At 58.2% G+C, this 23661-nt stretch carries 19 protein-coding genes; 6 read left to right on the forward strand and 13 right to left on the reverse strand.

All coding sequences use genetic code 11. The annotated features are described in order from the left end of the window. Positions 1-3: 3 nt before the first annotated feature. From ROLI_RS19545 to ROLI_RS19600, 12 genes are all read right to left on the reverse strand, one after another. Complete coding sequence (locus ROLI_RS19545) at positions 4-1146, reverse strand: murein hydrolase activator EnvC (protein ID WP_187429311.1); 1143 nt, start codon at positions 1144-1146, stop codon at positions 4-6. Continuing rightward, positions 1131-2648, reverse strand: coding sequence for a 2,3-bisphosphoglycerate-independent phosphoglycerate mutase (gpmI, locus tag ROLI_RS19550; RefSeq protein WP_187429310.1), 1518 nt, complete (start codon positions 2646-2648; stop codon positions 1131-1133). Before gpmI ends, ROLI_RS19545 begins: the two co-directional genes overlap by 16 nt. A gap of 162 nt (positions 2649-2810) precedes the next feature. After that, a complete protein-coding gene (locus tag ROLI_RS19555) occupies positions 2811-5324 on the reverse strand; it encodes a cation:proton antiporter (RefSeq protein ID WP_187429309.1) in 2514 nt (837 codons plus the stop codon). Between the two features lie 353 nt (positions 5325-5677). Continuing rightward, on the reverse strand, positions 5678-6040 hold the full coding sequence (locus tag ROLI_RS19560; protein WP_262386440.1) for a cupin domain-containing protein: 363 nt from the start codon (positions 6038-6040) through the stop codon (positions 5678-5680). A gap of 16 nt (positions 6041-6056) precedes the next feature. Next, positions 6057-7094: a YeiH family protein gene (locus ROLI_RS19565; protein WP_187429308.1), complete on the reverse strand. Its 1038-nt coding sequence runs from the start codon at positions 7092-7094 to the stop codon at positions 6057-6059. Between the two features lie 117 nt (positions 7095-7211). Continuing rightward, entirely contained in the window at positions 7212-8993 is a 1782-nt protein-coding gene (gene xsc / locus ROLI_RS19570) for a sulfoacetaldehyde acetyltransferase (protein ID WP_187429307.1), read from the reverse strand. A 25-nt stretch (positions 8994-9018) separates the two neighbouring features. Then, positions 9019-10413 (reverse strand): FAD-binding oxidoreductase, encoded by a 1395-nt coding sequence (locus tag ROLI_RS19575; RefSeq protein ID WP_187429306.1) that lies wholly within the window; start codon positions 10411-10413, stop codon positions 9019-9021. Between the two features lie 27 nt (positions 10414-10440). Then, positions 10441-10827, reverse strand: coding sequence for a nuclear transport factor 2 family protein (locus ROLI_RS19580; protein WP_187429305.1), 387 nt, complete (start codon positions 10825-10827; stop codon positions 10441-10443). A gap of 24 nt (positions 10828-10851) precedes the next feature. Next, complete coding sequence (locus tag ROLI_RS19585; protein WP_187429304.1) at positions 10852-11355, reverse strand: universal stress protein; 504 nt, start codon at positions 11353-11355, stop codon at positions 10852-10854. A gap of 24 nt (positions 11356-11379) precedes the next feature. Further along, positions 11380-12720: a TRAP transporter large permease gene (locus ROLI_RS19590; protein ID WP_187429303.1), complete on the reverse strand. Its 1341-nt coding sequence runs from the start codon at positions 12718-12720 to the stop codon at positions 11380-11382. Beyond that, the gene (locus ROLI_RS19595; protein WP_187429302.1) at positions 12720-13268 is read right to left on the reverse strand and encodes a TRAP transporter small permease; all 549 of its coding nucleotides are present in this window, start codon (positions 13266-13268) and stop codon (positions 12720-12722) included. Before ROLI_RS19595 ends, ROLI_RS19590 begins: the two co-directional genes overlap by 1 nt. A gap of 63 nt (positions 13269-13331) precedes the next feature. Continuing rightward, positions 13332-14348 carry a TRAP transporter substrate-binding protein gene (locus ROLI_RS19600; protein WP_187429301.1) on the reverse strand — a complete coding sequence of 339 codons (1017 nt, stop codon included), beginning with the start codon at positions 14346-14348 and terminating at the stop codon, positions 13332-13334. A gap of 157 nt (positions 14349-14505) precedes the next feature. Here ROLI_RS19600 and ROLI_RS19605 point away from each other — a divergent pair, with 157 nt between their 5' ends. Next, positions 14506-15978 carry a PLP-dependent aminotransferase family protein gene (locus ROLI_RS19605; protein WP_187429300.1) on the forward strand — a complete coding sequence of 491 codons (1473 nt, stop codon included), beginning with the start codon at positions 14506-14508 and terminating at the stop codon, positions 15976-15978. A 185-nt stretch (positions 15979-16163) separates the two neighbouring features. Here ROLI_RS19605 and ROLI_RS19610 read toward each other — a convergent pair whose 3' ends face one another. Then, the gene (locus tag ROLI_RS19610) at positions 16164-17033 is read right to left on the reverse strand and encodes a LysR family transcriptional regulator (protein WP_187429299.1); all 870 of its coding nucleotides are present in this window, start codon (positions 17031-17033) and stop codon (positions 16164-16166) included. 90 nt (positions 17034-17123) lie between these two features. Between ROLI_RS19610 and ROLI_RS19615 the strand changes: the two genes are divergently transcribed. The 5 genes from ROLI_RS19615 (at position 17124) to ROLI_RS19635 (ending at position 23638) form a co-directional block, all read left to right on the forward strand. After that, the gene (locus ROLI_RS19615) at positions 17124-18575 is read left to right on the forward strand and encodes an aldehyde dehydrogenase family protein (RefSeq protein WP_187429298.1); all 1452 of its coding nucleotides are present in this window, start codon (positions 17124-17126) and stop codon (positions 18573-18575) included. Then, entirely contained in the window at positions 18572-19582 is a 1011-nt protein-coding gene (locus ROLI_RS19620) for a membrane dipeptidase (RefSeq protein ID WP_187429297.1), read from the forward strand. The genes ROLI_RS19615 and ROLI_RS19620 overlap by 4 nt, the downstream gene beginning before the upstream one ends. Before the next feature lie 31 nt (positions 19583-19613). Then, positions 19614-21173: a BCCT family transporter gene (locus ROLI_RS19625; protein ID WP_187429296.1), complete on the forward strand. Its 1560-nt coding sequence runs from the start codon at positions 19614-19616 to the stop codon at positions 21171-21173. A gap of 66 nt (positions 21174-21239) precedes the next feature. Beyond that, complete coding sequence (locus ROLI_RS19630) at positions 21240-22916, forward strand: hypothetical protein (protein WP_187429295.1); 1677 nt, start codon at positions 21240-21242, stop codon at positions 22914-22916. Continuing rightward, a complete protein-coding gene (locus ROLI_RS19635) occupies positions 22913-23638 on the forward strand; it encodes a DUF3726 domain-containing protein (RefSeq protein WP_187429294.1) in 726 nt (241 codons plus the stop codon). Before ROLI_RS19630 ends, ROLI_RS19635 begins: the two co-directional genes overlap by 4 nt. Positions 23639-23661: the final 23 nt, after the last annotated feature.

The raw sequence follows: 23661 nt of genomic DNA on the forward strand, positions 1-23661 counted from the left end.
TCTCTATCCATCCTTATCGGTTCGGAACCAGAGGCTCGGGTCCTCGGGTGAGTTATCCTGTCTGACCTCTATATAGAGCGTTTCTGAACGCTCGGCACCAGTGTCATCACCATCTGTTGAAAACGCGGCACGGTTTTTTGCCAAAGAGTCGCCCATAAGCCCCAATGGCGCGCCTGCGTCAATGACTTCTCCGGCTCTACCGTAAACAGTTTCTAAACCTGCAAGCACAAAAAGCACGCCTAATTCAGGTTCGAGAATCACCACCTGCCCCAGATCAAGCAGCGGTCCCGTGTAGCGGATGGTCCCGGCGACAGGCGTCGTGACGATGGCATGCGGTGCGGTCGCCATGATGATGCCCGGTCGCCTGATCCCGGCGGCATCGACCTCTCCGGCATTATGCAGCACAAGCCCGCGCACCGGGAACGGCAGGTCCCCCTTGTCGCCCTCAATCGAAACCGGGGCGGTCGCGGCGCTGTCGAGGACAACCTGATCCAGCCCTTTCGCGAAGCTGTCGAGCGTTTCCGCAGAAGCGATCAAAATAGCCTCACGCACCGGATCTTGGGGAAATCGCATCGGCAGATCGGTGCGATCCGCAATTGCCTGGTTGAGTGTGCTCCGGGCGTCTTGCACAGCGCGCAGCCCCGCCTGAAGCTGCATGGCCGCATCGGTCTGCACCGCGCGCAGTCTTTGCAAATCCATCAAATCCCGCCGCAGATCAGCGGCCTGCGCATTCAGCGCGGGCGTCATTTCGGCCAATAACATTCCCGCGCGCGCCGACCCTGTCGCACCGCCAGGGTGCAAAAGCGCAACGGGCGAGGGTTTCGCACCCATTTGCTGGAGCACGGCGAGCAGCCCCGCGATTTCGCCGTCCTGCGCTTGCAGCTTTGCACTCAGATACTGTTCGCGCACCGACGCCTGCCGCAACCCGCTGCGCAACGCGCTCAACCCGTCCTCGAAGGCCTCGATCGTGCGCGTCAAAGCCCGTATGCGATCGCGCGCCGAACCCGCCTCTTCCAACTGCTTGGACGCCTGCGTCAGCACCTCCATGGCAGCGCGGGCCTGGCTGGCAATATCCTGTTGCGCCAAGGTGATTGACGGCACAAGAGATGCCCAGATGATGAAAACCCATTTCACGACAACAGGCATTTCCCGGTCATTTCAGAGGGCACATCAAGCCCCATCAGAAACAACACCGTCGGTGCCAGATCGGCCAAACGCCCGTCCTGCATCGTTGCGCCTTCTGGCCCGCCGATGACCACAACCGGCACCGGGTTCAACGTATGCGCTGTATGTGGCCCTCCCGATTCGGGATCAATCATCATGTCGCAATTGCCGTGATCCGCCGTTACGATCATGGCTCCGCCGACCTTCTCCAGTGCTGCCAAAGCCTGCCCCAGACCATGATCCACCGCCTCGCAGGCCGTGATTGCCGCGTCCAGATCCCCTGTATGACCGACCATATCGGGATTGGCAAAATTCACGACAATCAGGTCGTATTGGGCCTTAATCGCAGCAACCAGGGCCTCTGTGACCTCATCTGCCGACATTTCCGGTTGCAGGTCATAGGTCGCAACATTGGGTGATTTGGGCATTTTACGGTCCTCGCCGTCGAATGAAACCTCCTCCCCGCCATTCAGAAAGAACGTGACATGGGGGTATTTTTCGGTTTCGGCCAGACGGAACTGGCGCAACCCCTTCTGCGCGACCCAATCGCCCAGGGTATTCACGATTTCGGGCTTGGGATAGACCACGGACATATATTCAGAATGCGCCACAGAATATTGCGCCATGCCCATCAAAGCGACCCAGTTTGGGCGCGCGCCCGTATCAAAAGCCTCAAACGTCGGGTCCCCGATGGCCGACATGATTTCACGCGCACGATCCGCGCGGAAGTTCAGGCAAAACAGACCATCACCATCCTGCGCGCCCTCATAGCCCTCCAGAACCGTGGGCGCGATGAATTCATCGGTTTCTCCGCGCGCATAGGCGGCCTCAATGGCCGATACCGCAGTTTTTGCGCGCGGGCCTTGGGCGTTCACAATGGCCCCATATGCTTTGCCAACACGATCCCATCGATTGTCGCGATCCATCGCAAAATAACGCCCCGTCACCGATCCAATGCGCGGGTTTGCGGGCAAGGCCGCCTCCAGCGTTTCAAGATAGCCAATCGCGGATTTCGGGCTGACATCGCGCCCGTCAGTCAAGGCGTGGATGATCACGCGCACCCCGGCGCCATCCAATACCCGTGCCGCAGCAATCATATGAGACAGATGCCCATGGACACCGCCATCCGACACCAAACCCAGCAAATGCGCCGTGCCACCGGTCTCTTTCAACCTCTCGATAAACGCATGCAGACGCGCGTTCTGCGCGAATGTACCCTCCTCAATCGCCAAATCGATCTGCCCCAAATCCATTGCGACAACCCGGCCTGCACCGATATTCGTGTGCCCCACTTCGGAATTGCCCATCTGCCCTTTTGGCAGCCCCACATCAGGGCCAAAGGTGGTCAGCGCGGCATGTGGACAGGTCGCCATGATCCGGTCCATATTTGGCGTTTGAGCCAGCACGGGCGCGTTCCCCTCAGGGCTTTCCCCGATGCCCCACCCATCCAAAATGCACAATACCACCGGTTTGCGGGCGACCATCTGCTCTTCTCCTCTAATGGGTTTGCGGTCTTGTAGCGGCTTGTGCGCAAAGGGTGAACCACTTTTGCAAACCACCTGAGCGTTTTGCCCCCGGACCGCGCGCGATGCCATGGCGGTGCCGATAAACAACCCCGCGCGCGGTTTTTGCGCATAAACTGTCACTCAGGCCGTTTTCTTCACGTCACCCAGAAGCGTTTCAGGGTCGATCCCGCGCTTTTTGCAGCTATCTTTGACCGCCTCCTGCAATGCGGTACTTTTCTCCAACAACGCCCTAAATCGGGCGATGTCCAATACGAGCAATGTCGTGGGCGCAATGGCCCGCACTTCGGCGCGCCGGGCGTTCTTCATCAAAATGGCGACCTGACCGAACATCTCCCCCCGACCGAGCCGCCAGGTTTGGCCGGTACTCTCCAACTCGACGGCACCCGAGGCGATAAAGAAAACACTCTTCATCAGGGTCTCCTTGCGCACGATGATATCATCCGGGCTCACATATCGGAACTTCAGCGCGCGGTTAAGCCGGCGCACCGCCTTGTCATCAAGGTCCGCAAAGAGAGGGAACTGCCGCACAAGCTCCAGCCGCTTGAGGCTGATATCAAGCGAGGGTCTATGCTCCGCCTCGGCGCGACGCTTGGTCAGATCCTGCATCAACGTGGTAAAAACCTCGGCCCCGATCAACCCGTCTTCGCGCATGGAGGCATATTCGCGCTCTTCCAGTCGCAAGGCGGTGCGGCGGATAAAGCGGCGCTCCAACTCCTCCGCATATCCGGGGTATTGCAGGCGCAAACCATCCAGCCCGGTTTCCACCATCTCAATCCGGCGCGACAGCAACTCCTGAAGCAGATCAGCAACGCGCCGCCCGTGGATCCGCCGGATCCGCCCGTCGATGAAATCATCAAGGTCGCGCAGGATCAGCCGCTGCGACAGCAGCCGCTCGAAACGGTCCGCCGTCATCCGCACCAGTACAGACGCGAGCCCGAACCGGGCGTGAAGGACAACGGCAAGCCGCAAACTGCGACCATAGGCGACCGACCGGCGCGCCGCGCGTTGATAGCCACTGCGCCCGCCAACACGTGCGCCTTCGATCAGCCGGTCCGCGTCCAGCAATATCTGCTCCGCCATGCGGGCAGAGATCGTGCGTTCGCGCACCTTCTGGAGGATCGTATCCCGCTCAAATCCGGCAAGCGCGATCAGACCCAAGGTAATGCGGTCCCGGTCAAGAATATGATCGCTGTCCTCAGCCGTCTTCACGGCATTGTCCAGCCTTTCGCCAAACACCTTCGCCTCTGAACGGACAACATCGTGGGTCAGCGCATAGTCTTCGGTGGTGCGCGCGACGTCTTCGCGCACGGTCTGCAAGGCAACGGCAACCACCTGACGCGACATCGCCTCATCAATCGGGGAGAGCCGGTCAAGCCCGAGCCGTTTGATCACACTGCGCAGCGTTGAGCCCTGCACAAGCAGCGTAAAGAGTGTAAAACCGGTGGCCAGAATACCGACAACCCGTTTCACCTCCAGCGGCACGCGGGTGCTTTCGGTCACGGCCAGCGCCAGGGCCAGCGTGACGGCACCCCGCAACCCTCCCCACAGAATGGCGCTCCGGTAGGGCCGCTCGACCACAGGTGAAATGCGCAGCAGGGTCAGCAACGGCAACAGCCCGAACAGGATCATGGCACGCGCCGCAATAGCCGCAATCACCACAACACCAATCAGGGCGAAATCGCTGATCCGGACGTCTTCCAGCAAGCGCGGGATCAGCAAGGCCGCGAGGATAAAAATCAACGCCCCCGCCCAATGCGCCAGCAAATCCCATATTTCACGCAGGTTGATCCAGGATTGCGGCGGCAAACGGCCGGGCCCGGCGAGGTTCAGCGTCAGACCCGCCGCAACGACGGCGATGACGCCTGATGCACCGACCATCTGTTCGGCCCCGATATAGGCGAGATACGGCAGGGCGACGGAGACCGAGATCAGCGCAAGTTCATGCGCGCTGAACAGGGCCATGATCCAGATCGCAAGGCGCGCTGCAAACCATCCGGTCAACACACCACCCGCGATGAGAACGGGAAATTGCGCAAGGGCCTCACCCAGTCTCGGATCCGGCACACCGATCATCACAAAGCCCATGAACAGGCCAAAGAGCGCAATGGCGGCGGCATCGTTCAGCAGGCTTTCGCCCTCAATGATCCGTGACAGACGGCGCGGGGCCGAAATCGACCGGAAGATCGAGACAACCGCCGACGGGTCCGTCGTGGAAACGATGGCCCCCACCAGCAGACAGGCCGCAAGCGGCAGCGTGCTGACCCATGACAGCGCATACCCCACACTCAGCGTCGCCACGACCACAGCGACCACCGCAAGCACGATAATTGGCACCCAATCATCCAGCATGCGCCGCAGGTTCATCCCCAGAGTTGCCTGAAACAGAAGTGTTGGCAGAAAGACATACAGGAAGACATTGGAACGGATCGGCAGGGCAAGAATGGCTTCGGCGACCGGATTGAGCGCATCCGTAAGTTCCGTGCGCAAAAAGAAGATCGCGCCCGACCCGATGAGGATCCCAATAAGCGCAAGGATCACCGTATAAGGCAGACGCAGACGCGCAGACAAAGGTTCAGCCGCGCCAATAACCAAGAAGAGCGATGCAATAATCGTCGTGATCAGAACAATGTCCATGGACAGCGCGTATCCTAAAGGGGTCAGGTCAGGAACATATTGACTGAATGCTCATACGTTGGGGGCTTTGGTGGGCCTTTGGGAAGACCTCCGGAAATCAGCCCTGACGTCACAGGTATCACGCGATTTCTGGCCCGAACAGGTTTTTTGGTGCTGCCCTTCTATCCAGCACCGGTTTTTTTGGTTGGGTTCATGCTTTGTGGTGGTCACACAACCACGGGCGCAATGGGGCGGTGGTGGTTGACGGCTGCCTCTCACGCGCCGATCTGGCCTCCGCGCGCCGTGCGGCACTTATCCGCTGCCCGGCGGTGCATTTTTGATACAGGTGATCGGTGCCAGCCGCCTCGACTCAATCAATCTTGGCCGTAATCACGAATGACGAAATGTTTCGTAGTCGTTTCCAACACATGCCAAAAACCGCGAAAACCGTTAGGGATCAAGAAGCTATCACCTGTGCGAAACTCCTGTTCTGTGCCGTCCTCCGAAACCATCTTGATATGGCCACTCAACAGAACACAGAATTCATCGCGGTCCGCAAAAGCGATCCATTTACCAGGCGTGCTTGTCCAGGTGCCGGCCATAAGAGAGCCATCCGGGCTGGTAAACCGCATTTGCGTTTCGTGATGCGGATCACCATCAACCACCCGGTCAGGCAGATCTGCGAGGCGGCGTTTGGCGATTGTGACATCATCTTTGAAATCAATAACGCGCAGCATGTCTTGTCCTTTTCGATCAATTGGCAAAATGGGTGATGCCATAGAGGATGAACGCCGCGATAAAGATGGTCTGCGCGACGATCAAAATGATCGCCTGCCCGCCGACATCAAAAATCGTTCTGAGCGATGTTTTCATGCCCACGGCGGCAATCGACACAAGCAGCGCCCATTTTGACAAATCCGCAAGAAAGCTCTGGGCAAAGGCAGGGATCAAGCCAAAGGAGTTGATTGCCGCCAGCACCAGAAACATGAGCACGAAGAACGGCATCAGCGGCGGGCGTTTATCACCGGCATCGGCGTCTTCGGCAAAGGCGCGGATCACAAGCGCAAAAACCAAAACGACCGGGGCCAGCATGGTCACGCGGATCAGCTTGACGAGGGTTGCGGTTTCACCGGTTTCGTTACTGACGGAAAAACCCGCGCCGACCACCTGTGCCACATCATGGATCGTACCGCCCAGGAAGACCCCGGCAGCGATATCGTCAAGTTCCAGCGCGGTGGTAATGATCGGATAGGCGATCATGGCAACCGTCGACAGGATGGTGACGCTGAGCACAGTAAAGATCAGATTACGCTCGGAATGTTCGTTTTTGGGCAGAACGGCGGCGATGGCCATAGCCGCGGAAGCACCACAGATCGCCACGGCACCCCCCGTCAACAGGGCAAACCGCCAGCCGCGCCCCAGCAATCGCGCACCAATCAGGCCAAAGAGGATGGTCAGGATCACCCCGGCGACCACCAGCCCGATCAGCTGGGGGCCCAACCCGATCAGCAATTCAACGCTGATCCGCGCGCCGAGCAGGGCAACCCCGATGCGCAGCACGGTTTTGGATGTGAAGCCGATGCCAGTCACGCAACGGCCTTCCTCCGCGAGGAAATGGAACGCGATGCCCAACAGCAGCGCCATAAGCATGGCCGGGGCACCGTAATGCTCAGACAGGAATTGAGCGGTTGCGGCGACCACAACCGAGACCGCAAATCCGGGTCCATTGTCTGAAAAGAACGTCTGGATGCGACCCAAGAAGTCGCGTTGGGGTGCCAATTGCTCGGCCATCAGACATAACTCCCTGGTCACGCGCAGCTTTTTGCGCGATGTTTCTTGAGGCTCATAGGTGTACGGACGAGGCGTGTGAAGGGGCCACGGCACGCGCGCCCCCTTCATAAGGCATATTTAGCCGATCTGTTGCTGTTTCATGTCAGAGGCATTGATACCTGCAACGGAAACCGGCTTTTTCATCGCGTCACGGCGGAAGGGTTCGCCCAGTTCCTGGTTCAGAACAACTTCGATGAAGGTGGTGACATTGTCCTTCATCTGCTCTTTGATCGCGATGTTGAGAACATCCGTCAGTTGCTCCATGCCGATGGCCTGAACACCTTTGACGCCGCAACCTTTGGCGATTTCCGCATAGTTCACGCCTTCGTTCAGCTCGGTGCCGACGAAGTTATCTTCGAACCACAGCGTGGTGTTGCGCTTTTCCGCACCCCATTGGTAGTTGCGGAAAATCACCATCGTGATCGCGGGCCAATCACCCCGACCGCAAGCCGTCATCTCGTTCATCGAGATACCGAACGCGCCGTCACCGGCAAAACCGACGACCGGCACATCCGGGCAGCCGATTTTCGCGCCAAGGATTGCGGGCAGACCGTATCCGCAGGGACCAAAGAGACCGGGTGCAAGATATTTCCGGCCCTTTTCGAAGGACGGATAGGCGTTGCCAATCGCACAGTTGTTACCGATGTCCGAGGAGACAATCGCATCCGCAGGCATCGCCGACATGATCGCGCGCCATGCCTGACGGGGCGACATGCGGTCGGGCTGGCGGTCGCGGGCACGTTCGTTCCATGTGACACCTTCATCCGCGTCATCCTCATGGTCCATCGAGGACAGCTCCTGCGCCCAGCGGGATTTGGTCATTGCGATCAGATCGGTACGCTCTTTACGCCCCTTGTCGCCAGCACCATCGCCGAGCTGTGCCAGCAACTGTTCGGCAACGACCTTGGCGTCACCCTGAATGGCCACGTCGACCTTTTTGGTCAGCCCGATGCGGTCAGAGTTGATGTCGACCTGAATGATCTTGGCGTTTTGGGGCCAGTAGTTGATGCCATATCCGGGCAGCGTGCTGAACGGGTTCAGACGGTTGCCAAGCGCCAGCACGACGTCTGCCTTTGCGATCAATTCCATCGCCGCCTTGGAGCCATTGTAGCCCAAAGGTCCGACCGCCAGAGGGTGCGAGCCGGGGAAGGCGTCATTATGCTGGTAGCCGCAAGCCACCGGCGCATCCAGCGCTTCGGCCAGTTTGGCAGAGGCGTCGATACCCCCGGACAGGATCACACCAGCACCGTTCAGGATCACGGGGAATTCGGCTTCCGAGAGCAGTTTCGCCGCCTCTTTGACCGCTTGGGCGCCACCCTGTGGGCGCTCAAGGCGGATGATCTGGGGCATTTCTATGTCGATCACCTGCGTCCAGTAATCGCGGGGTATGTTGATCTGTGCGGGCGCACAACCGCGCCATGCTTTTTCGATCACGCGGTTCAGCACTTCGGCCATGCGGGACGGATCACGCACCTCTTCCTGATAACAGACCATGTCCTCGAACAGTTTCATCTGCTCGATTTCCTGGAAACCGCCCTGACCGATGGTCTTGTTGGCCGCTTGTGGCGTGACCAGCAACATCGGCGTGTGGTTCCAATAGGCGGTTTTGATCGGCGTCACAAAATTGGTGATGCCGGGGCCGTTCTGGGCAATCGCCATGCACATCTTGCCTGATGCACGGGTGTAGCCATCCGCGATCATGCCGCCGGATGTTTCATGCGCACAGTCCCAGAACTTGATCCCCGCCGCCGGGAACAGATCGGAAATTGGCATCATCGCGGAACCGATGATCCCGAAAGCATTATCAATGCCGTGCATTTGCAGGACCTTAACAAAGGCCTCTTCAGTGGTCATTTTCATTGTGTTTATCCTTTCAGCGGGGATATCAGAGGATTTCGTCGCGCAGGTAATAATAGGGGTACATCATCCGTTGGCCCAACCGGCGGAAAGGCGTCAGGATGCCATGGCTTGGTAGTGCGGAAGTGAAGATCGGCAGATCAAGCTCCTGCCCCTTGCCCGCGACCAGCTGCGCCAGACGCTTGCCGGCCTGGGCGGAATACATCACACCGTTACCGCCATAGCCCAGAGCATAGAAGATCGTCTGCTTCTTATCGGGCTGGAAAATACGCGGCATCATGTCATGGCTGACATCCACCCATCCCCACCAGGAATAATCCAGATCGATGTCGGTCAACGCGGGAAACTTGCGATAAAGTCCCTTTTTGAGCAGCGCAAGGTGTTTGGGGTTCTCGGCATCCTTGCCGGTGATTGCACTACGGCTGCCGATTTGCACACGATCATCCGGCAGAAAGCGGTAATAATGCCGGAGCGTTCGCGTATCAGTCAGCGGTGATTTCGTCTGGAAACCACATTCTGCCTTTTCTTCTTCACTCAGCGGGCGGGTAACGATCGAGTTGGACAGGATCGGCATCAAGCGATGTTTTGTCTTTTCGTTCAATCCGGGCGGTGTGTACCCAGCCGTCGCCAAAGCCACGGCGCGCGCACGCACGGTGCCGCCGGGTGTAGTCAGATGATGCACACCGTTGACGGTTTTCCACCCCATGACCGGGCTGGCGGTATGGATCGTAGCCCCCAGTTTGCGCGCAAGACGCACATAGCTGAACGCCAGTTTCGCCGCATGAACGGAGGTGCCATCCGGCTCCCACATCGCGCCATGCGCTTCTTGATCGCGCACATGGTTTTCATGCAGTTCGTCACGCCCCATGATCCGCGAACCATAGCCAAACACCTCGTTCATCAAGGCGCTCTCTTTTTCGAGCTTGGGCATGACCTTTGCACGGTGCGCCAGATAGAAGTGGCCCCCCGTCTGAGGGTCGCACTCGACATCATCCGAGCCGATCAGATCGTTGAATAATTCAAAGGCTTCGGTGACCTCATTGTGCATCTTCTTGGCGACATCCACGCCCCAGCGCTGGATCCACTGGGACCGTTTGAGACGGCCCGATGAAATCTGCGCTTGTCCGCCGTTGCGCGTAGAACAGCCCCAGGCAACGGTGTTGGCCTCCAGCACGGTCGCCTTGATCCCATGTTCCTTGGCGAGGTGAATTGCCGTGGACAGACCCGTGTAACCCGATCCGATCACGACGACATCAACATCCATATCACCGGACACGGGTCCGTCATCCTCGGGCGGTGTCCCGGCGGTACCGATCCAATAGGTCGGCGCATAATCCCGGTTATGGCCGGGACCCGCATCCACGATGGGATCATAGCGCGGATCATAGCTGGCCTTGGGCCAGTGCTTAGGTCTGTTCGGCATCTTGATGCTCCGTCAACGAAATGAAAATTACGCTTTGAAGGGGGGCCGTGATTTGCGCAGCGCCTGCTTGACGATGATCTTGCCATCCCGCAGCGTGAACAGATCAGCACCCTGTGCTTCCACACGCATGCCATCGGCACCCGTGCCAGAGAAAGTCCATTCCGACACGGCACGGTCGCCGTGCACAAAATGGCTGTGATGATCCCAATGGGCGTCTTTCATTCCGGCCCAAACGGCGGAAAACGCAGCGGCAATGGCGGCGGCACCTTCGACCTTGCCACCGTAAACCGCGTCACCGCCAACGGTATAGAAAACGCAGTCATCCGCAAAATGGGTCATGACGCCATCGACATCATGACGGTTGAAGGCGTCGAAAGTATCGGACAGGTCTTGAGCGGTGAGTGAGTTGGACATTTTTGTCTCCGAGGTTTGTCAGGATTAGGAATTCGCCTCATCGCCCTGGTAAGGGACGACAAGTGTTGGAATGTTTGAACGGCGCAGTACACGTTTCGCAACGGTCCCAAGGAAGGTCTGAGAATACCCGTGTTCATGGGCACCAAGAACGATCAGATCGCATTTAAGCTCCGCGGCACGACGCAGGATTACTTCGGCAGGATAACCATCCACAAGCTCGATGGACTCGACCTGCTTCTGCACCTCTCTGTCTTCCTCGTCCACATGCGCCCAAAAGGTCTTTTGCCGCTCCGCCATGACGGCTTTGGCGTGGTCATGCCTGGCTTTCATTGCCGTTTCGCTTGAGCCGGTTGTCTGCATGAACATCTGCAGGGTGATCCGCGCGTCGTCGCTCATGGGCTGAACTGCGTGCACCATGTGCAATTTGGCCCCGGTTGCGGCTGCCAAGCTGGCGGCATGACACATTGTATACGCCGAATGCTTGGACAGATCAGTTGCGCACAGAATATGTGTGATTGTCGATTTCATGAGAAATTCCTTTGCAACCTGTGATCAATAACCCAGCAGCCGAGGCAGCCAGAGCGAAATTTCGGGGACGTAGGCGATGATGAAAATCGCGATTGTGTTGATGAAGGCGAACGGCAGGGCCGCCACGGAAATCTTCTCAATCGAGATATTCGATATGCCCGATGCGATGAACAGGTTCTCGCCCAAGGGTGGCGTTTGAAAACCGATCCCCAGGCAACAGACCATCACCACACCGAAATGGATCGGGTCAATGCCGACGCTATAGGCCACGGGCAACATCACCGGCACCAGAATCAGAATGGTGGCCAGCGTCTCCATGAACATGCCCACGAAGAGCAAAAAGAAGATCACCAGCGCCCAGATGATATAGATGTTGCTTGTAACCGACAGCATGCCATCGGCGATCACGGCGGGGATTTGGTTTTCCACCAGAAGCCGTCCGAACACGGTTGCGGTGAACATGATCAGCAAGACGCGGCCGGTGAGCCATGTCGTGGTTTCAAGCGCTGTGAACAGTTTGCTCCAGCTGAGTTCGCGGTAGATGAAGGCCCCGACAAGCAAGGTGTAGAAGATCGCCACGATGGCGGCCTCGGTCGGCGTGAAGAAACCCGAATAGATACCACCAAGGATCACCACCGGTGCCATCAGTGCCCAGAAACCCCGATAGAGTTCACACCAGATCAAACGGGCGGACCAGCCTTCGGAGGATCCTTTGTAGCCATGTTTTTTGGCAAGGATGTAGTTCATCAGCAGCAAGCTACCCGCGATCAGGAAGGCGGGCATGAAGCCTGCGATGAACAGCTTGGGGATCGAAACGGTCTGAAACTGGCCGAATTCCTCCACAGCGGCGGGCGGGGCGGGCATACCGAGTGCCGCGATGCCGAAGATGATGAGCGGGATCGACGGCGGGATGACGATGCCTAAGCCCCCCGAGGACGCCGTGATGGCAGAGGCATAGCTGCGCCCATACCCGCGCTGGATCATGGCGGGGATCATCAACATGCCGACAGCCGCTGTGGTCGCCGGACCCGAGCCTGAGATCGCACCAAAGAAGAGGCAGGCAAAAACCGTCGCCGCCGACATACCGCCCGTGAAGGGTCCGGCAAAGCTTTCGGCCACGTTGATCAGACGCCGCGACAGCCCGGCAGCCTCCATCAGCGCCCCTGCGAGGATGAAGGCAGGCAGCGCCATCAACGGGAACGATCCCACCGAAGTGAAAGCGATTTGCACAAACTTGATCGGGTTTTCGCCGAGATAGAGAAAGGAGAGCAGTGTGGAGACACCAAGGGCAACCGTAATCGGCGCCCCGATGGCCATCAACAGCAGAAACCCACCAAACAGGATGAGGATGATTTGAGATTCCATTACTTCTTCTCCTGTTCGGGATTTGCGGTTTCGGCGCGGATTTCTTCCAGATCAATGGCGTCAGGGTCGCGCAGATCTTCGCCCAGAACGATCTTCTTGTAATTCACTTGCAGCACGCGGAACGTCATCAGTGAAAAGGCGATCGGCAAAACGATATAGACCCAGCTGAGGTGGAAGCCCATGGTTTGGGAGGACTGGAACCGGTTCATTTTATTAAAGATAAAGTCGATCGACAGATAGACGAAATAGACGTTGAAAAAGACCCAGAACAGATCGGCAAAGGCCTCGATATATTTGATGTAACCGTTCGGCAGGAACTTGAATTGGAACGTTACCCGGTTATGCGCACCCTTTTTGGCGGCGTAGCTGGCGCCAAAGAACACGAACCAGACGAACATGTAGATCGACAGTTCCTCGACCCATGAAAACGAAAAATCGAACAACGTGCGAACGATCACCTGCAAGAACAACAAGCACACGAATATCGCGAGCAATGTGCGGCAGATGTAGCTCTCGATGTTATCGATCACATACCAGAATTTTGTCATGAGCCCCTCCCTTTCGATCAAGGGAAGCGCCGGTTGGCGCCTCCCGATATCTTGTGTTGCGACTTATTGCGAGACCGGGTCACGTCCGATTTCAGCCAAAACAGCGTTCATCTTTTCGATGCCGCCGATGCTGTCATAGAACTTCGGCCAAACCGCTTCGGTCGCCAGTTTGATGAACTCTTCTTCGTTGTTTTCCGGGTCAGAGATCTCCATGCCTTCATCCAGCAGGATCTGTTTGATTTCCGCTTCCTTGTCGCGCAGGAACTGTGCAGAGGCGGCGGTCGCAGCTTTCCCAGCGTCCAGAATGATCTGTTGATCTTCGGCGGAGAGTTCTTGGAAAACCTGCTCGGAGATGATCAGCGGCTCAATCGAAAAGATATAACGGATGTTCGTGACGTACTTTTGTACCTCATAGAATTTCATCGCGTTGATCGTGGTATAGGGGTTGTCCTGACCGTCAACAACGCCGGTTTGCAGACCCGCAAAGGTCTCGGACCACGCCATCGGTGTCGGGCTGATGCCCCAGGCCTTATAGGTGTCGATCATGATTTCGTTCTTGGGAACGCGAATGACCAGACCCTGAAGGTCGGCGACCGATTTAACGGGCTTTTTGGAGTTCGTCAGAACCCGGAAACCTGTGTATGTCCAGGCGATGATGCGCACGCCAGCGTCGTTGATTGTGTTCTCGGTCAATTCCGCGCCAATCGGACCCTGGGTCAGCTTTTCCGCATCTTCAAGGCTCAGGATGACGTAGGGCAGCGAGAAAACACCAACCGTGGGCGAAAACGGCGTGACGTTGTTGATCGCGAGGATGGACATGTCGAGCGTGCCGATGGCGGCTTCGTTGACAGTGTCCTGCTCGGAGCCAAGCTGGCCGTTCAGGAACAATGTTGCGGTGTGTTTGCCACCAGACAGCTCTTCAAGCGCAGAGACGAAGCCCAGGCCGGTCGCTTCTTGGCTGCTGCCGCCGCTATCGCCAACCGCAATTTTGAAGTTTTTTGCATCAGCCATGCCGACGCTCATGATCGTGACGCTCAGCGCGACGGCCGTTGACGCCATGAATCGTGAAAAATATGACATAAAGTTCTCCCAATGTTTTTCGGCGCCGCAGCGCTCTGCTTGTAGGGAATGCTTGTCATCCACCCCCAAGCTGGCCGAGCGATAAGAGGATTCGTTAACCATGCGTTAGGGCCAGATTTTCTATTGACTTAGACCAGCTTTACCCAAAACTTATGCAATGGCCAAAATTCGCATCGCAGCAGACGTCTTTTTCCTCGACCGCGCTTCAAAGCGCCCGTTACAGACACAAATCCGCGAGACCGTGATCGCGTCGATCCTGTCCAAGCAGGCCATGCCCGGTGCCTTGATGCCCTCATCGCGCAGGCTCTCGCAACATCTTGGCGTGGCCCGGATGACTGTCACCTTGGCTTATCAGGAGCTGGTCGATCAAGGGTATCTGGAGACCCAGAGCCGCAGCGGTTATCTCGTCGCCGACACCGGTGCGATACCCCGTCTACCCGTTGGGGACGCGATAGAGGCGATCGGAAACAGCGATGTGTGGAAAGATGTGTTGTCAGAGAACCTCACATCGCGGCGGCGGATTTCCAAACCCAAAGACTGGCGCTCCCTGCCCTATCCGTTTGTTTATGGCGAGATGGATAGTACCATTTTCAAACACTCCGATTGGCGGGAATGTGCGCGTCAGGCGATGGGAAAGCGCGATTTTGATTTGATGGCGAGCAATGATGCGACAGATGACCCTCTGCTCGTGAACTACGTCCTTTCCAGAATGCTGCCGCGGCGCGGGATCGCGGCCCATCCTGACCAGGTCTTGATTACGGTGGGGGCGCAAAACGCGATCTGGCTTGTGGTTGAACTTCTCACCCGCGGCCCCTTGCGGGCGGTCTGCGAAAATCCGGGCTATCCCGATACGCTGCAGGCCTTGCGGTGGTGCGGTGCCGACGTCACCACAGTCGATGTCGATGAACATGGGCTACCGCCCGAGAAGATACCCAAAGGGACCCAGGCGGTTTTCGTAACACCCAGCCATCACGCGCCCACCGGTGCCACAATGTCACGGGCGCGTCGCATCGAGCTGCTGGAGCAGGCGCAAGCTCAGGATTTCGTCGTGATCGAAGACGACTATGAGTTCGAGATGAGCTTTATCGAACCACCAAGCCCCGCCCTCAAAGCCATCGATAAGGATCAGCGCGTCCTTTATGCGGGCAGCTTTTCCAAAGCACTTTTTCCCGGATTGCGGCTCGGTTATCTCGTCGGTCCCGCGCCGGTGATCGCCGAAGCACGCGAATTACGGTCGATGATGCTGCGCCATCCCCCGGGGCAATTGCAACGTACCGCAGCCTATTTCCTGGCACAGGGCCATTACGATCTGCTGATCCGTGATATGCGCAGAGAATTTGCGAAGCGCCGTACAGCACTCATTGCTGCGCTTGAAGAAACAGAGCTGGAAATGGCCGGCGCGGCGCGGTTCGGAGGTACAAGCCTGTGGATCAAAGCACCGGATGGGATTGATACCGAAATTCTGGCCAGGGATCTTTTGGCCGACGGTGTTGTGATCGAACCCGGTGCCCCCTTCTTTAGCGGCACCGATCATCCCAAACAATTTGTCAGGCTCGGCTATTCGTCGATCCCCGTTGACAGGATTGCAGAGGGTGTTCGACGGATTTCACACAGGGTTGGGCGGGGCTGAACACCGGCCATGTGCGATACAGGGATCGGAGCGCGCGGGGGGCCGTTTTGAGGATTTTCTACCTGCATCTGGCCTGATCCGAGGCTTGCCAAAATATGGTCAAGGTACGTCTGGTCATGGCGTTGGCCACTGCGGGGGGCAGACATTCCCGCAAACGGCCCTTTCTGTCGCCAATACCTTCCTTGTTAACCGGACAGGAGCGACCAGAATCTGAAAACCGGGCCCCGCACAAGCTCTTTGTCTTGCTTGATCTTGCGCAATTCCCGCTGCTGAATTGATCGGCTCGGTACGAAAAACTCCACCCCATCGGGTTGGTTCCTGACCGCGTCGAATGGCAAAATGCTGGCCCCGAAACCGCGCCTCACAAAGGATAGGATGGCCGTCGTGTTGCGCGCCTCCAATGTGCTGGCCAGAAGCAGATCGTTCACAACAGTATCATCCACCAATTCACAAAGCGGATTGCTGATCAAAGGTTCCAGGCGCAGTAACGCCCAATCGGATGTCCCCACGGATTCCAAATGCGCCGCATGAATTGGACCGCCTTCCGCGCATACAATACCCAGATCATCAGAGCGGATAAGTTCGCCTTCCAACAGGTGACCCGGCGCGGCGGATAGAATGCCGATATCGGCTTCGTCGCGCTGAATACGGCGGCGCACTGCGGCAGTGTCCACATCGCTTATTTCGATGCGAACATCCGGATGATCGACACGAAACGCGGCGATCACATCCGGTATAATTGCAACCGTCGCGGAAGGCACCGCCGCAATCCGCACGATGCCCGCGGTGGACATCACATGACGACGGATTGCGTCAACGCTTTTGTCAAAGACGTCAGTGGCACGCAGGCTCTCTTCCAGAACGAGATGTCCCAGCGGGGTCAGTCGGCTTTTGCGATCCGTTGCAAAGAGCGGCGCGCCAATGTCATCTTCCAGCTGCGACAGCATCATCGAGACCGCCGATGGCGTCCGCCCAAGGACAGCAGCCGCCCCCGCCAGCGTGCCCTGTTGGGCCGCCACTGAAAATGTTCTCAACATCTCGAGCTTGATCGACATTCAGAACTCCTAAAGATAAGTTCAATTTATTCAGAATGACTGAATTCACTTTAATCGTCTAGATGGTCTCCAAACAAACAGGAGACTGCCATGACCGATCGTACACACCTTTTTATTAATGGCGCATGGGAAGATGGTGCCACGCAGATCGAAAATCGCAACCCATCCGATACAGCAGACCTGATTGGCATGTATGCGCAGGCCGACGCGGCGCAATTGGACGCGGCATTATCCGCCGCCCGACGCGCGCAGCCCCAATGGTGGGCCGCTGGCATCCAGAAACGGCACGATGTGCTGATGGCGATCGGCACCGAATTGATGGCGCGCGCCGAAGAGATCGGACGCATATTGTCGCGCGAAGAAGGCAAACCAATCGCCGAAGGCAAAGGAGAGGTGTACCGCGCGGGGCAGTTCTTTACCTATTTCGCCAGTGAAGTGTTGCGCCAGCAGGGTGATCTGGCAGAAAGCGTGCGCCCCGGCATCGAGATCGACGTGCGCCGTGAAGCGGTTGGCGTCGTGGCGATCATCTCCCCCTGGAACTTCCCGGTGGCCACGCCCGCATGGAAAATCGCGCCCGCACTTGCCTTTGGCAACGCGGTGGTCTGGAAGCCCGCAAATGTGACGCCCACAAGCGCAATCGCCCTGACGGAAATCATCGCAAAGCAGGACATTCCAAAAGGGCTGTTCAACCTGGTTGCAGGTCCGGGTCGCGAGGTCGGTCAGCGTCTTGTGGAAAGCGCGCAGGTCGATGCGATCAGCTTTACCGGCTCCGTGCCTGTCGGACGCGGCATTGCCGCTGCGGCTGTGCAAAATATGACCAAGGTGCAAATGGAGATGGGGTCCAAGAACCCCCTGATCGTCATGGATGATGCGGATCTTGATCTGGCCGTGATGCATGCTGCTGGCTCTGCCTTTGGCGGCACAGGTCAGAAATGCACCGCAGCCAGCCGTCTGATCGTGCACAGCAAGCTACATGATGCCTTCGTTGAGAAACTGGTCGCAGCGGCCAAAGCGATGAAGGTCGGTCACGCCCTTGAAGCAGGCACGCAACTTGGCCCCGTCGTCAGCGAAAGCCAGCTGAACCAGAACCTGGAATATGTCGGCATTGGCAAGGATGAGGGCGCGGAATTGCTCTGTGGCGGTGATCGTTTGGAGCGGGCGACACAGGGGTATTACATGGCCCCTGCCGTGTTTGCGAACACCCGCAACGACATGCGGATCAACCGCGAAGAGATGTTCGCGCCCATCACCGCCGTGCAACGCGTGGACAGCTATGAAGAGGCGCTGTCCGTCGCCAATGATACGCAATTCGGCCTGACCGCTGGTATCATGACGCGCTCGCTTGCCCGCGCCAGCCATTTCCGCGCCAACATGCGCGCCGGCTGCGTCATGGTGAACCTGCCCACAGCAGGGACGGATTACCACGTGCCCTTTGGCGGGCGTGGTGCGTCCAGCTTTGGTCCGCGTGAACAGGGCAGCTATGCGGCTGAATTCTACACCACTGTAAAAACCGCCTATGTGGCCGCAGGAGAGCCGCTATGAGCTTTTTGATTGATGGGTTGCAATACGCCAACTGGTCCGAAAAGATCTTTCGCCAGATGCGCGCAGGGGGCGTGGACGCGGTCCATGTGACCATCACCTATCACGAAACCTTTCGCGAAACCGTCTTGATCATCGAAAAGTGGAACCGCTGGTTTGAACAACACCCCGACGTGATCTTTCAGGGTCGCACGGCTGCGGATGTGCAACTTGCGCGCGACACCGGGCGTACGGCGATCTTCTTTGGCTCGCAAAACCCCTCCTGCATCGAGGATGACATCGGCCTGGTCGAGGTGATGCATACGCTTGGCCTGCGGTTCATGCAGCTGACGTATAACAATCAATCTTTGCTCGCGTCGGGATGTTATGAGGACGAGGACACCGGCTTGACCCGCATGGGCCGTCAAGTTGTCGCGGAGATGAACCGTGTGGGTCTCGTGGTTGACATGAGCCATTCTGGTGAGCGCTCAACCTTTGAAGCGATCGAGCACTCGACGCGGCCCATCACCATCTCTCACGCCAACCCCGCCAGTTGGCACGCAGCGCGGCGCAATAAATCCGATGCGCTTTTGCGGGCTTTGGGGAAAAGTGGCGGATTTCTGGGTCTGTCGGCCTATCCGCATCACCTTAAAGACGGCGGCGGTTGCACGTTGCAGTCATGGTGCGAGATGGCGGCTTTGGCCGTTGATCTGATGGGGTCACAAAACGTCGGGATCGGCACGGACCTGTGCCAGGATCAGCCCGATAGCATTGTTGAATGGATGCGGGTTGGCCGCTGGACCAAAGCCATCGACTATGGCGAAGGCAGCGCGGACAACGCGGGTTTCCCCGCGATGCCCGACTGGTTTCACGATAACCGCGATCTGGCCGCTATCCGTGCGGGCCTGCGCGCTGTTGGCCTCGATGAAGCCACGGCGAACGGCATTATGGGCGACAATTGGTTGGCCTTTTTCGACAAGAGTTTCGGGGCGCAAGATGTGTCCAAGAAGATTCGAAACGCGGCTGAATAAGCCGCGTATCATCGCTTAGGGAGGAATAATAATGAGCGATACGCGCAAGACCACGAACCATGCGTCCGGCACTACAGACAAGGCGCTTTTTGCGATCACAGGCGGTTTTATCGCCTTGTTCTGCGCCTATGCGTTCTTTGACATCGAGGGTCTGTCGGGATTGGTCGACAGCAGCTTTGCGTTCTCGGCAAAATACTTTGGCCTCTACTGGCAGGTCCTGCTGCTCGCGACCTTCCTGATCGGGCTGGTGCTCTGTGTTTTGCCAGGCAGCAAGACCCTGATGGGCGGGCTGAGCACGCCTGAATTCAAGACCTTCAGCTGGGCCTCGATGATCATGTGTACCCTGCTTGCAGGCGGTGGTGTCTTCTGGGCCGCAGGCGAGCCGATTGCGCATTTCCTCTCGACCCCGCCGGTATTTGGCGATCTGAGCGGTGATACCACCGCGCGTGCCAATGCGGCATTGGCCCAGAGCTTCTTGCACTGGGGCTTTCTGGCATGGGCTATTCTGGGGTCGCTGACCACCGTGATGCTGATGCATTACCACTATGACATGGGCCTGCCGCTGGCCCCACGCACCCTGCTCTATCCATTGTTCGGGGAGCGCGCGTTGCACGGGCCCATCGGCCTGATCGCCGATGCATCCTGCATCATCGCCGTTGTTGCCGGCACCGTGGGCCCAATCGGGTTTCTCGGGCTTCAAATGTCTTACGGCCTCAACGCGCTGACGGGAATTCCCGATAATTTCACCACCCAGGCCATCGCCATTCTGGCGCTCGTCGGGATCTATACGATCTCTGCGATCACCGGGCTGGCCAAGGGGATCAAGGTGCTGTCACAGATCAACGTGATCCTTGCCGTCGCCTTGTTGGTGTTCATGCTGTTTGCCGGGCCAACCCTCAATATTTTCGCGGGTTTCTTTGGCGGCATGCAGCTGTACCTGTCGCATTTCTATGAACTGGCGATGTATCGTGGCGAAGCAGGCCTGTTCGGCGATCCGGGCTGGCTTGGCTGGTGGACCGTGTTCTTCTGGGGCTGGTTCATGGGGTATGGTCCCCTGATGGCGATCTTCATCGCGCGCATCAGCCGGGGTCGTTCGATCCGTCAGATCATCCTGACGCTGTCGGTCGTCGCACCGCTGATCACCAACTTCTGGTTCACGATCATCGGCGGTTCGGGCATCTTTTTCGAGATCGCAGAGCCCGGCATCATTTCCGGCCCTTTTGAAGGGTTCAACCTGCCCGCTGGCCTGTTGGCGATCACACAGGCGATGCCCTTGGGAATGCTGCTGTCGGTGCTGTTCCTTGTCCTGACGATGTGCTTTGTCGCCACGACCAGCGACTCGATGAGCTATGTCATCTCCACAACGATGTGTGAGGGTGAGCCCTCCACCGCCATGCGCGCCTTCTGGGGTCTGGCGATGGGCGTCATGGCCTTGATCCTGATCTCAACCGGGTCAGGTGGTATCGGCAAGCTGCAAAGCTTCATTGTCGTCACCGCCGTACCGGTATCACTGATCCTGCTCCCCTCGCTTTGGGATGCGCTGCGGATCACATGGATGCTGGGCCGCATACCGCAGAAAGCACAGGCTTGATAAATAGGATGTGGCGCATTTTACTGCGCCACATCCATGCGAACAGCAATTTTGGGAGGAACTACGATGTCTACAATCGAGAAGAAACGGTCGCCTGATACGGCACCCTATCGTCGTCCTGCCCATGAGGTCATGCGCCTGAGCCGGATGGGAAGTGGCCACCCTACGCGGTTGTCGTTTCTGCGGGTTCTCCTGCGCCGCCTGAGCCGCGGCAATTGGCAGATTGACCGCCCTGTCTGGAAGGTCGATGCCAAAGGTGTCGGTCACGGTGTTTACCGTGTCAAAGGCCCCGAGCGGACCTATAGCCTTGTCGCCTTTGCGCATGACCTGCCCGATGAAATGCGCTCGGATCGGGTGATCGCCACCGCCTGGGACGCCACCTTTACCCTGTTTGACGGCGATCCGACGCCCGAAGACATCGCGCGCCTGGCCGATAACGTACCCTATCAGGAAGCCGGTCGGATCAGCCCGGCGGAGCTGACACTTGCACGTGCCAACCGCTCCGTGCGCCTTTTTGACCATGTGGTCGATGCCTTGTCGCAGGGCAAACAGCCTGACCCGGATGAAATCGCGGCCGTTGGCTATCTGATGCGCACGACGGCCGTCTATGGATCGGGTAAATTCGGCGCGTCTGACCGCGCCGATATCGCGACACGGCCTGAACTTGCCGCCCCGTTTCAGGTTGAAATGCTGACCGTCTGGCTCATTCGCGCTTTCACCGTGGATATTGTGGAACATATGGCCGCCGCCAAAAGCGGGGAGCGCGCAGTCAGGTTGAATCCGCAAACCCGCCGTGCCTTAGGTGTCGGCAATTCCACTGGCCTTGGCATGGCACCGTTCATCGTGCGCCATCCGGTTTTGCTCAATAACTGGATGATGGCGCGCGAAGAGGCTCTGGCGCGGGTGCGCGCGCAGCAAGATGCGCAGGACGCAGCCGTTCGCAGGATACACGCCGCTCTTGACGCAGCGCATGCAAACGCTGAAATCTGGCATTCACAGCACCCGGTTCAAGTGCGCAAACTGCATGATCTGCGCCGTGATCTGACCCTGATAAAGGCGAAACTGCGCGATTGGGACACGGCGGCCTCCCATCCCTGGGACGCCTTGTGGACCTGGGGAACCGAAACATTGACCTATGAAGGGCAAGAGGCCCTGCTGTCCCTGATGCTGGAACCGCATGGCGCATTGATCGACGATCTGGCCGATCACATGGGGGCCGATGAAGCGGCCAGTTTCCGCATCAACGGTGCCATGTCGGTTCGGGAGCTGAAGAACATCCTGGAAACCGACTATAATTGGGCGCTCTCCATTGATTTCGCCACGCCCGATAACATCGCGCGGTTCTGGTATGTTTCCGAGGAGAAACTCGAGCCGCGCCTGGGAGAGCGTGCCTCCGAAGAGGGCGCAACGCTGGAACAGCCCTTATGCATCGCCCGCCTGATGAGCGAGCTATACGCAACCTTGCAGCAGTATGACGTGGCAAAGCCTGTGGCCGCATTACTGTTGGACCATCCCGAAAATCGCTACGCGGTGCGCCGCGCACAGATTGCGCAGAACCATCCCTTTGCCGAAGTGCATGACAACCTGATCGCCGCGGATATGCTGCCGATTGATCTGTTGCGGTGCAAACTGGCGTTCTTCGGGGCCAGCCAGTTCGATCCAAGGTCCGACCGATGGGTGCGCATCAACCTTTTTGCCGGGGCACCCTTCCCCGATGAACTGCGAGCGGAGGGCGCGGCATGAGCGTGCAACCCCACGATCAGACACGCGGCGAGTCGATGCCGGTTTTCAATGACCAGCGCTCCGCGCCCCTATCGTGCAGCGAAGTCGCCGCACTCTGCATGAAGGCCGCACGCGGGGCGGGGATGAGCTGGGGCATGGCCGAAGAAGCCGGATTTGCCGCTGCGTGGCTGGTGTCACATGATGTTGACGGACCCTCACATCTGCGCGCGCATCTGGAGCGCGTGGACGGTCGCAGCTGGTCCGATCTCTGTCCCTCCATCACGCCGGGTATCTGGCAAAACACGGCGGGCCAAGCGGCTTGTCCGATCATCCTTGGTGCCACGATGTGCGACTACGCGAACCTGCCCGAAGGTCCGACAGCCGGCGCAATCGTCAAGCTCGGCAAGGTCAGCGCGCCTATTCTGCTGGTCCCGTTTCTGGCCAGTATCGCACAGGACGATCACCTTGCGATTACGCTTTCATGGGACGGTGGCGCATTTTGTCTGGAGCAATGTGAAGCTAATATTCGCACAGCTGAAAAAGCGCTTTGCGCGCCCGATTTGGAACTCACCCTCACGGCCAAGGCCGCAACGCCCTCCCATGCGCCCGTCGCCCTGACCCGAAAGGCCAATATCAGCGCCGAAACGATTATTGCCCTGAACACCCTTGCCATGCGCACAACCGTTCCCGCCTCGGATGCATCGCGTGCGGGGGCCGGATCCGCGCTCAGCGATAACGATTGACAAAAGACCTGTCACGACCCTTT

It is taken from the genome of Roseobacter fucihabitans (assembly GCF_014337925.2).
Taxonomy (GTDB): Bacteria; Pseudomonadota; Alphaproteobacteria; order Rhodobacterales; family Rhodobacteraceae; genus Roseobacter; species Roseobacter fucihabitans.

Bases quoted from the DNA above. Each gene is read 5' to 3' on its own strand.
- ROLI_RS19545 (WP_187429311.1), bottom strand. From the start codon at position 1,146: ATGCCTGTTGTCGTGAAATGGGTTTTCATCATCTGGGCATCTCTTGTG.
- gpmI (WP_187429310.1), bottom strand. From the start codon at position 2,648: ATGGTCGCCCGCAAACCGGTGGTATTGTGCATTTTGGATGGGTGGGGC.
- ROLI_RS19555 (WP_187429309.1), bottom strand. From the start codon at position 5,324: ATGGACATTGTTCTGATCACGACGATTATTGCATCGCTCTTCTTGGTT.
- ROLI_RS19560 (WP_262386440.1), bottom strand. From the start codon at position 6,040: ATGCTGCGCGTTATTGATTTCAAAGATGATGTCACAATCGCCAAACGC.
- ROLI_RS19565 (WP_187429308.1), bottom strand. From the start codon at position 7,094: ATGGCCGAGCAATTGGCACCCCAACGCGACTTCTTGGGTCGCATCCAG.
- xsc (WP_187429307.1), bottom strand. From the start codon at position 8,993: ATGAAAATGACCACTGAAGAGGCCTTTGTTAAGGTCCTGCAAATGCAC.
- ROLI_RS19575 (WP_187429306.1), bottom strand. From the start codon at position 10,413: ATGCCGAACAGACCTAAGCACTGGCCCAAGGCCAGCTATGATCCGCGC.
- ROLI_RS19580 (WP_187429305.1), bottom strand. From the start codon at position 10,827: ATGTCCAACTCACTCACCGCTCAAGACCTGTCCGATACTTTCGACGCC.
- ROLI_RS19585 (WP_187429304.1), bottom strand. From the start codon at position 11,355: ATGAAATCGACAATCACACATATTCTGTGCGCAACTGATCTGTCCAAG.
- ROLI_RS19590 (WP_187429303.1), bottom strand. From the start codon at position 12,720: ATGGAATCTCAAATCATCCTCATCCTGTTTGGTGGGTTTCTGCTGTTG.
- ROLI_RS19595 (WP_187429302.1), bottom strand. From the start codon at position 13,268: ATGACAAAATTCTGGTATGTGATCGATAACATCGAGAGCTACATCTGC.
- ROLI_RS19600 (WP_187429301.1), bottom strand. From the start codon at position 14,348: ATGTCATATTTTTCACGATTCATGGCGTCAACGGCCGTCGCGCTGAGC.
- ROLI_RS19605 (WP_187429300.1), top strand. From the start codon at position 14,506: ATGGCCAAAATTCGCATCGCAGCAGACGTCTTTTTCCTCGACCGCGCT.
- ROLI_RS19610 (WP_187429299.1), bottom strand. From the start codon at position 17,033: ATGTCGATCAAGCTCGAGATGTTGAGAACATTTTCAGTGGCGGCCCAA.
- ROLI_RS19615 (WP_187429298.1), top strand. From the start codon at position 17,124: ATGACCGATCGTACACACCTTTTTATTAATGGCGCATGGGAAGATGGT.
- ROLI_RS19620 (WP_187429297.1), top strand. From the start codon at position 18,572: ATGAGCTTTTTGATTGATGGGTTGCAATACGCCAACTGGTCCGAAAAG.
- ROLI_RS19625 (WP_187429296.1), top strand. From the start codon at position 19,614: ATGAGCGATACGCGCAAGACCACGAACCATGCGTCCGGCACTACAGAC.
- ROLI_RS19630 (WP_187429295.1), top strand. From the start codon at position 21,240: ATGTCTACAATCGAGAAGAAACGGTCGCCTGATACGGCACCCTATCGT.
- ROLI_RS19635 (WP_187429294.1), top strand. From the start codon at position 22,913: ATGAGCGTGCAACCCCACGATCAGACACGCGGCGAGTCGATGCCGGTT.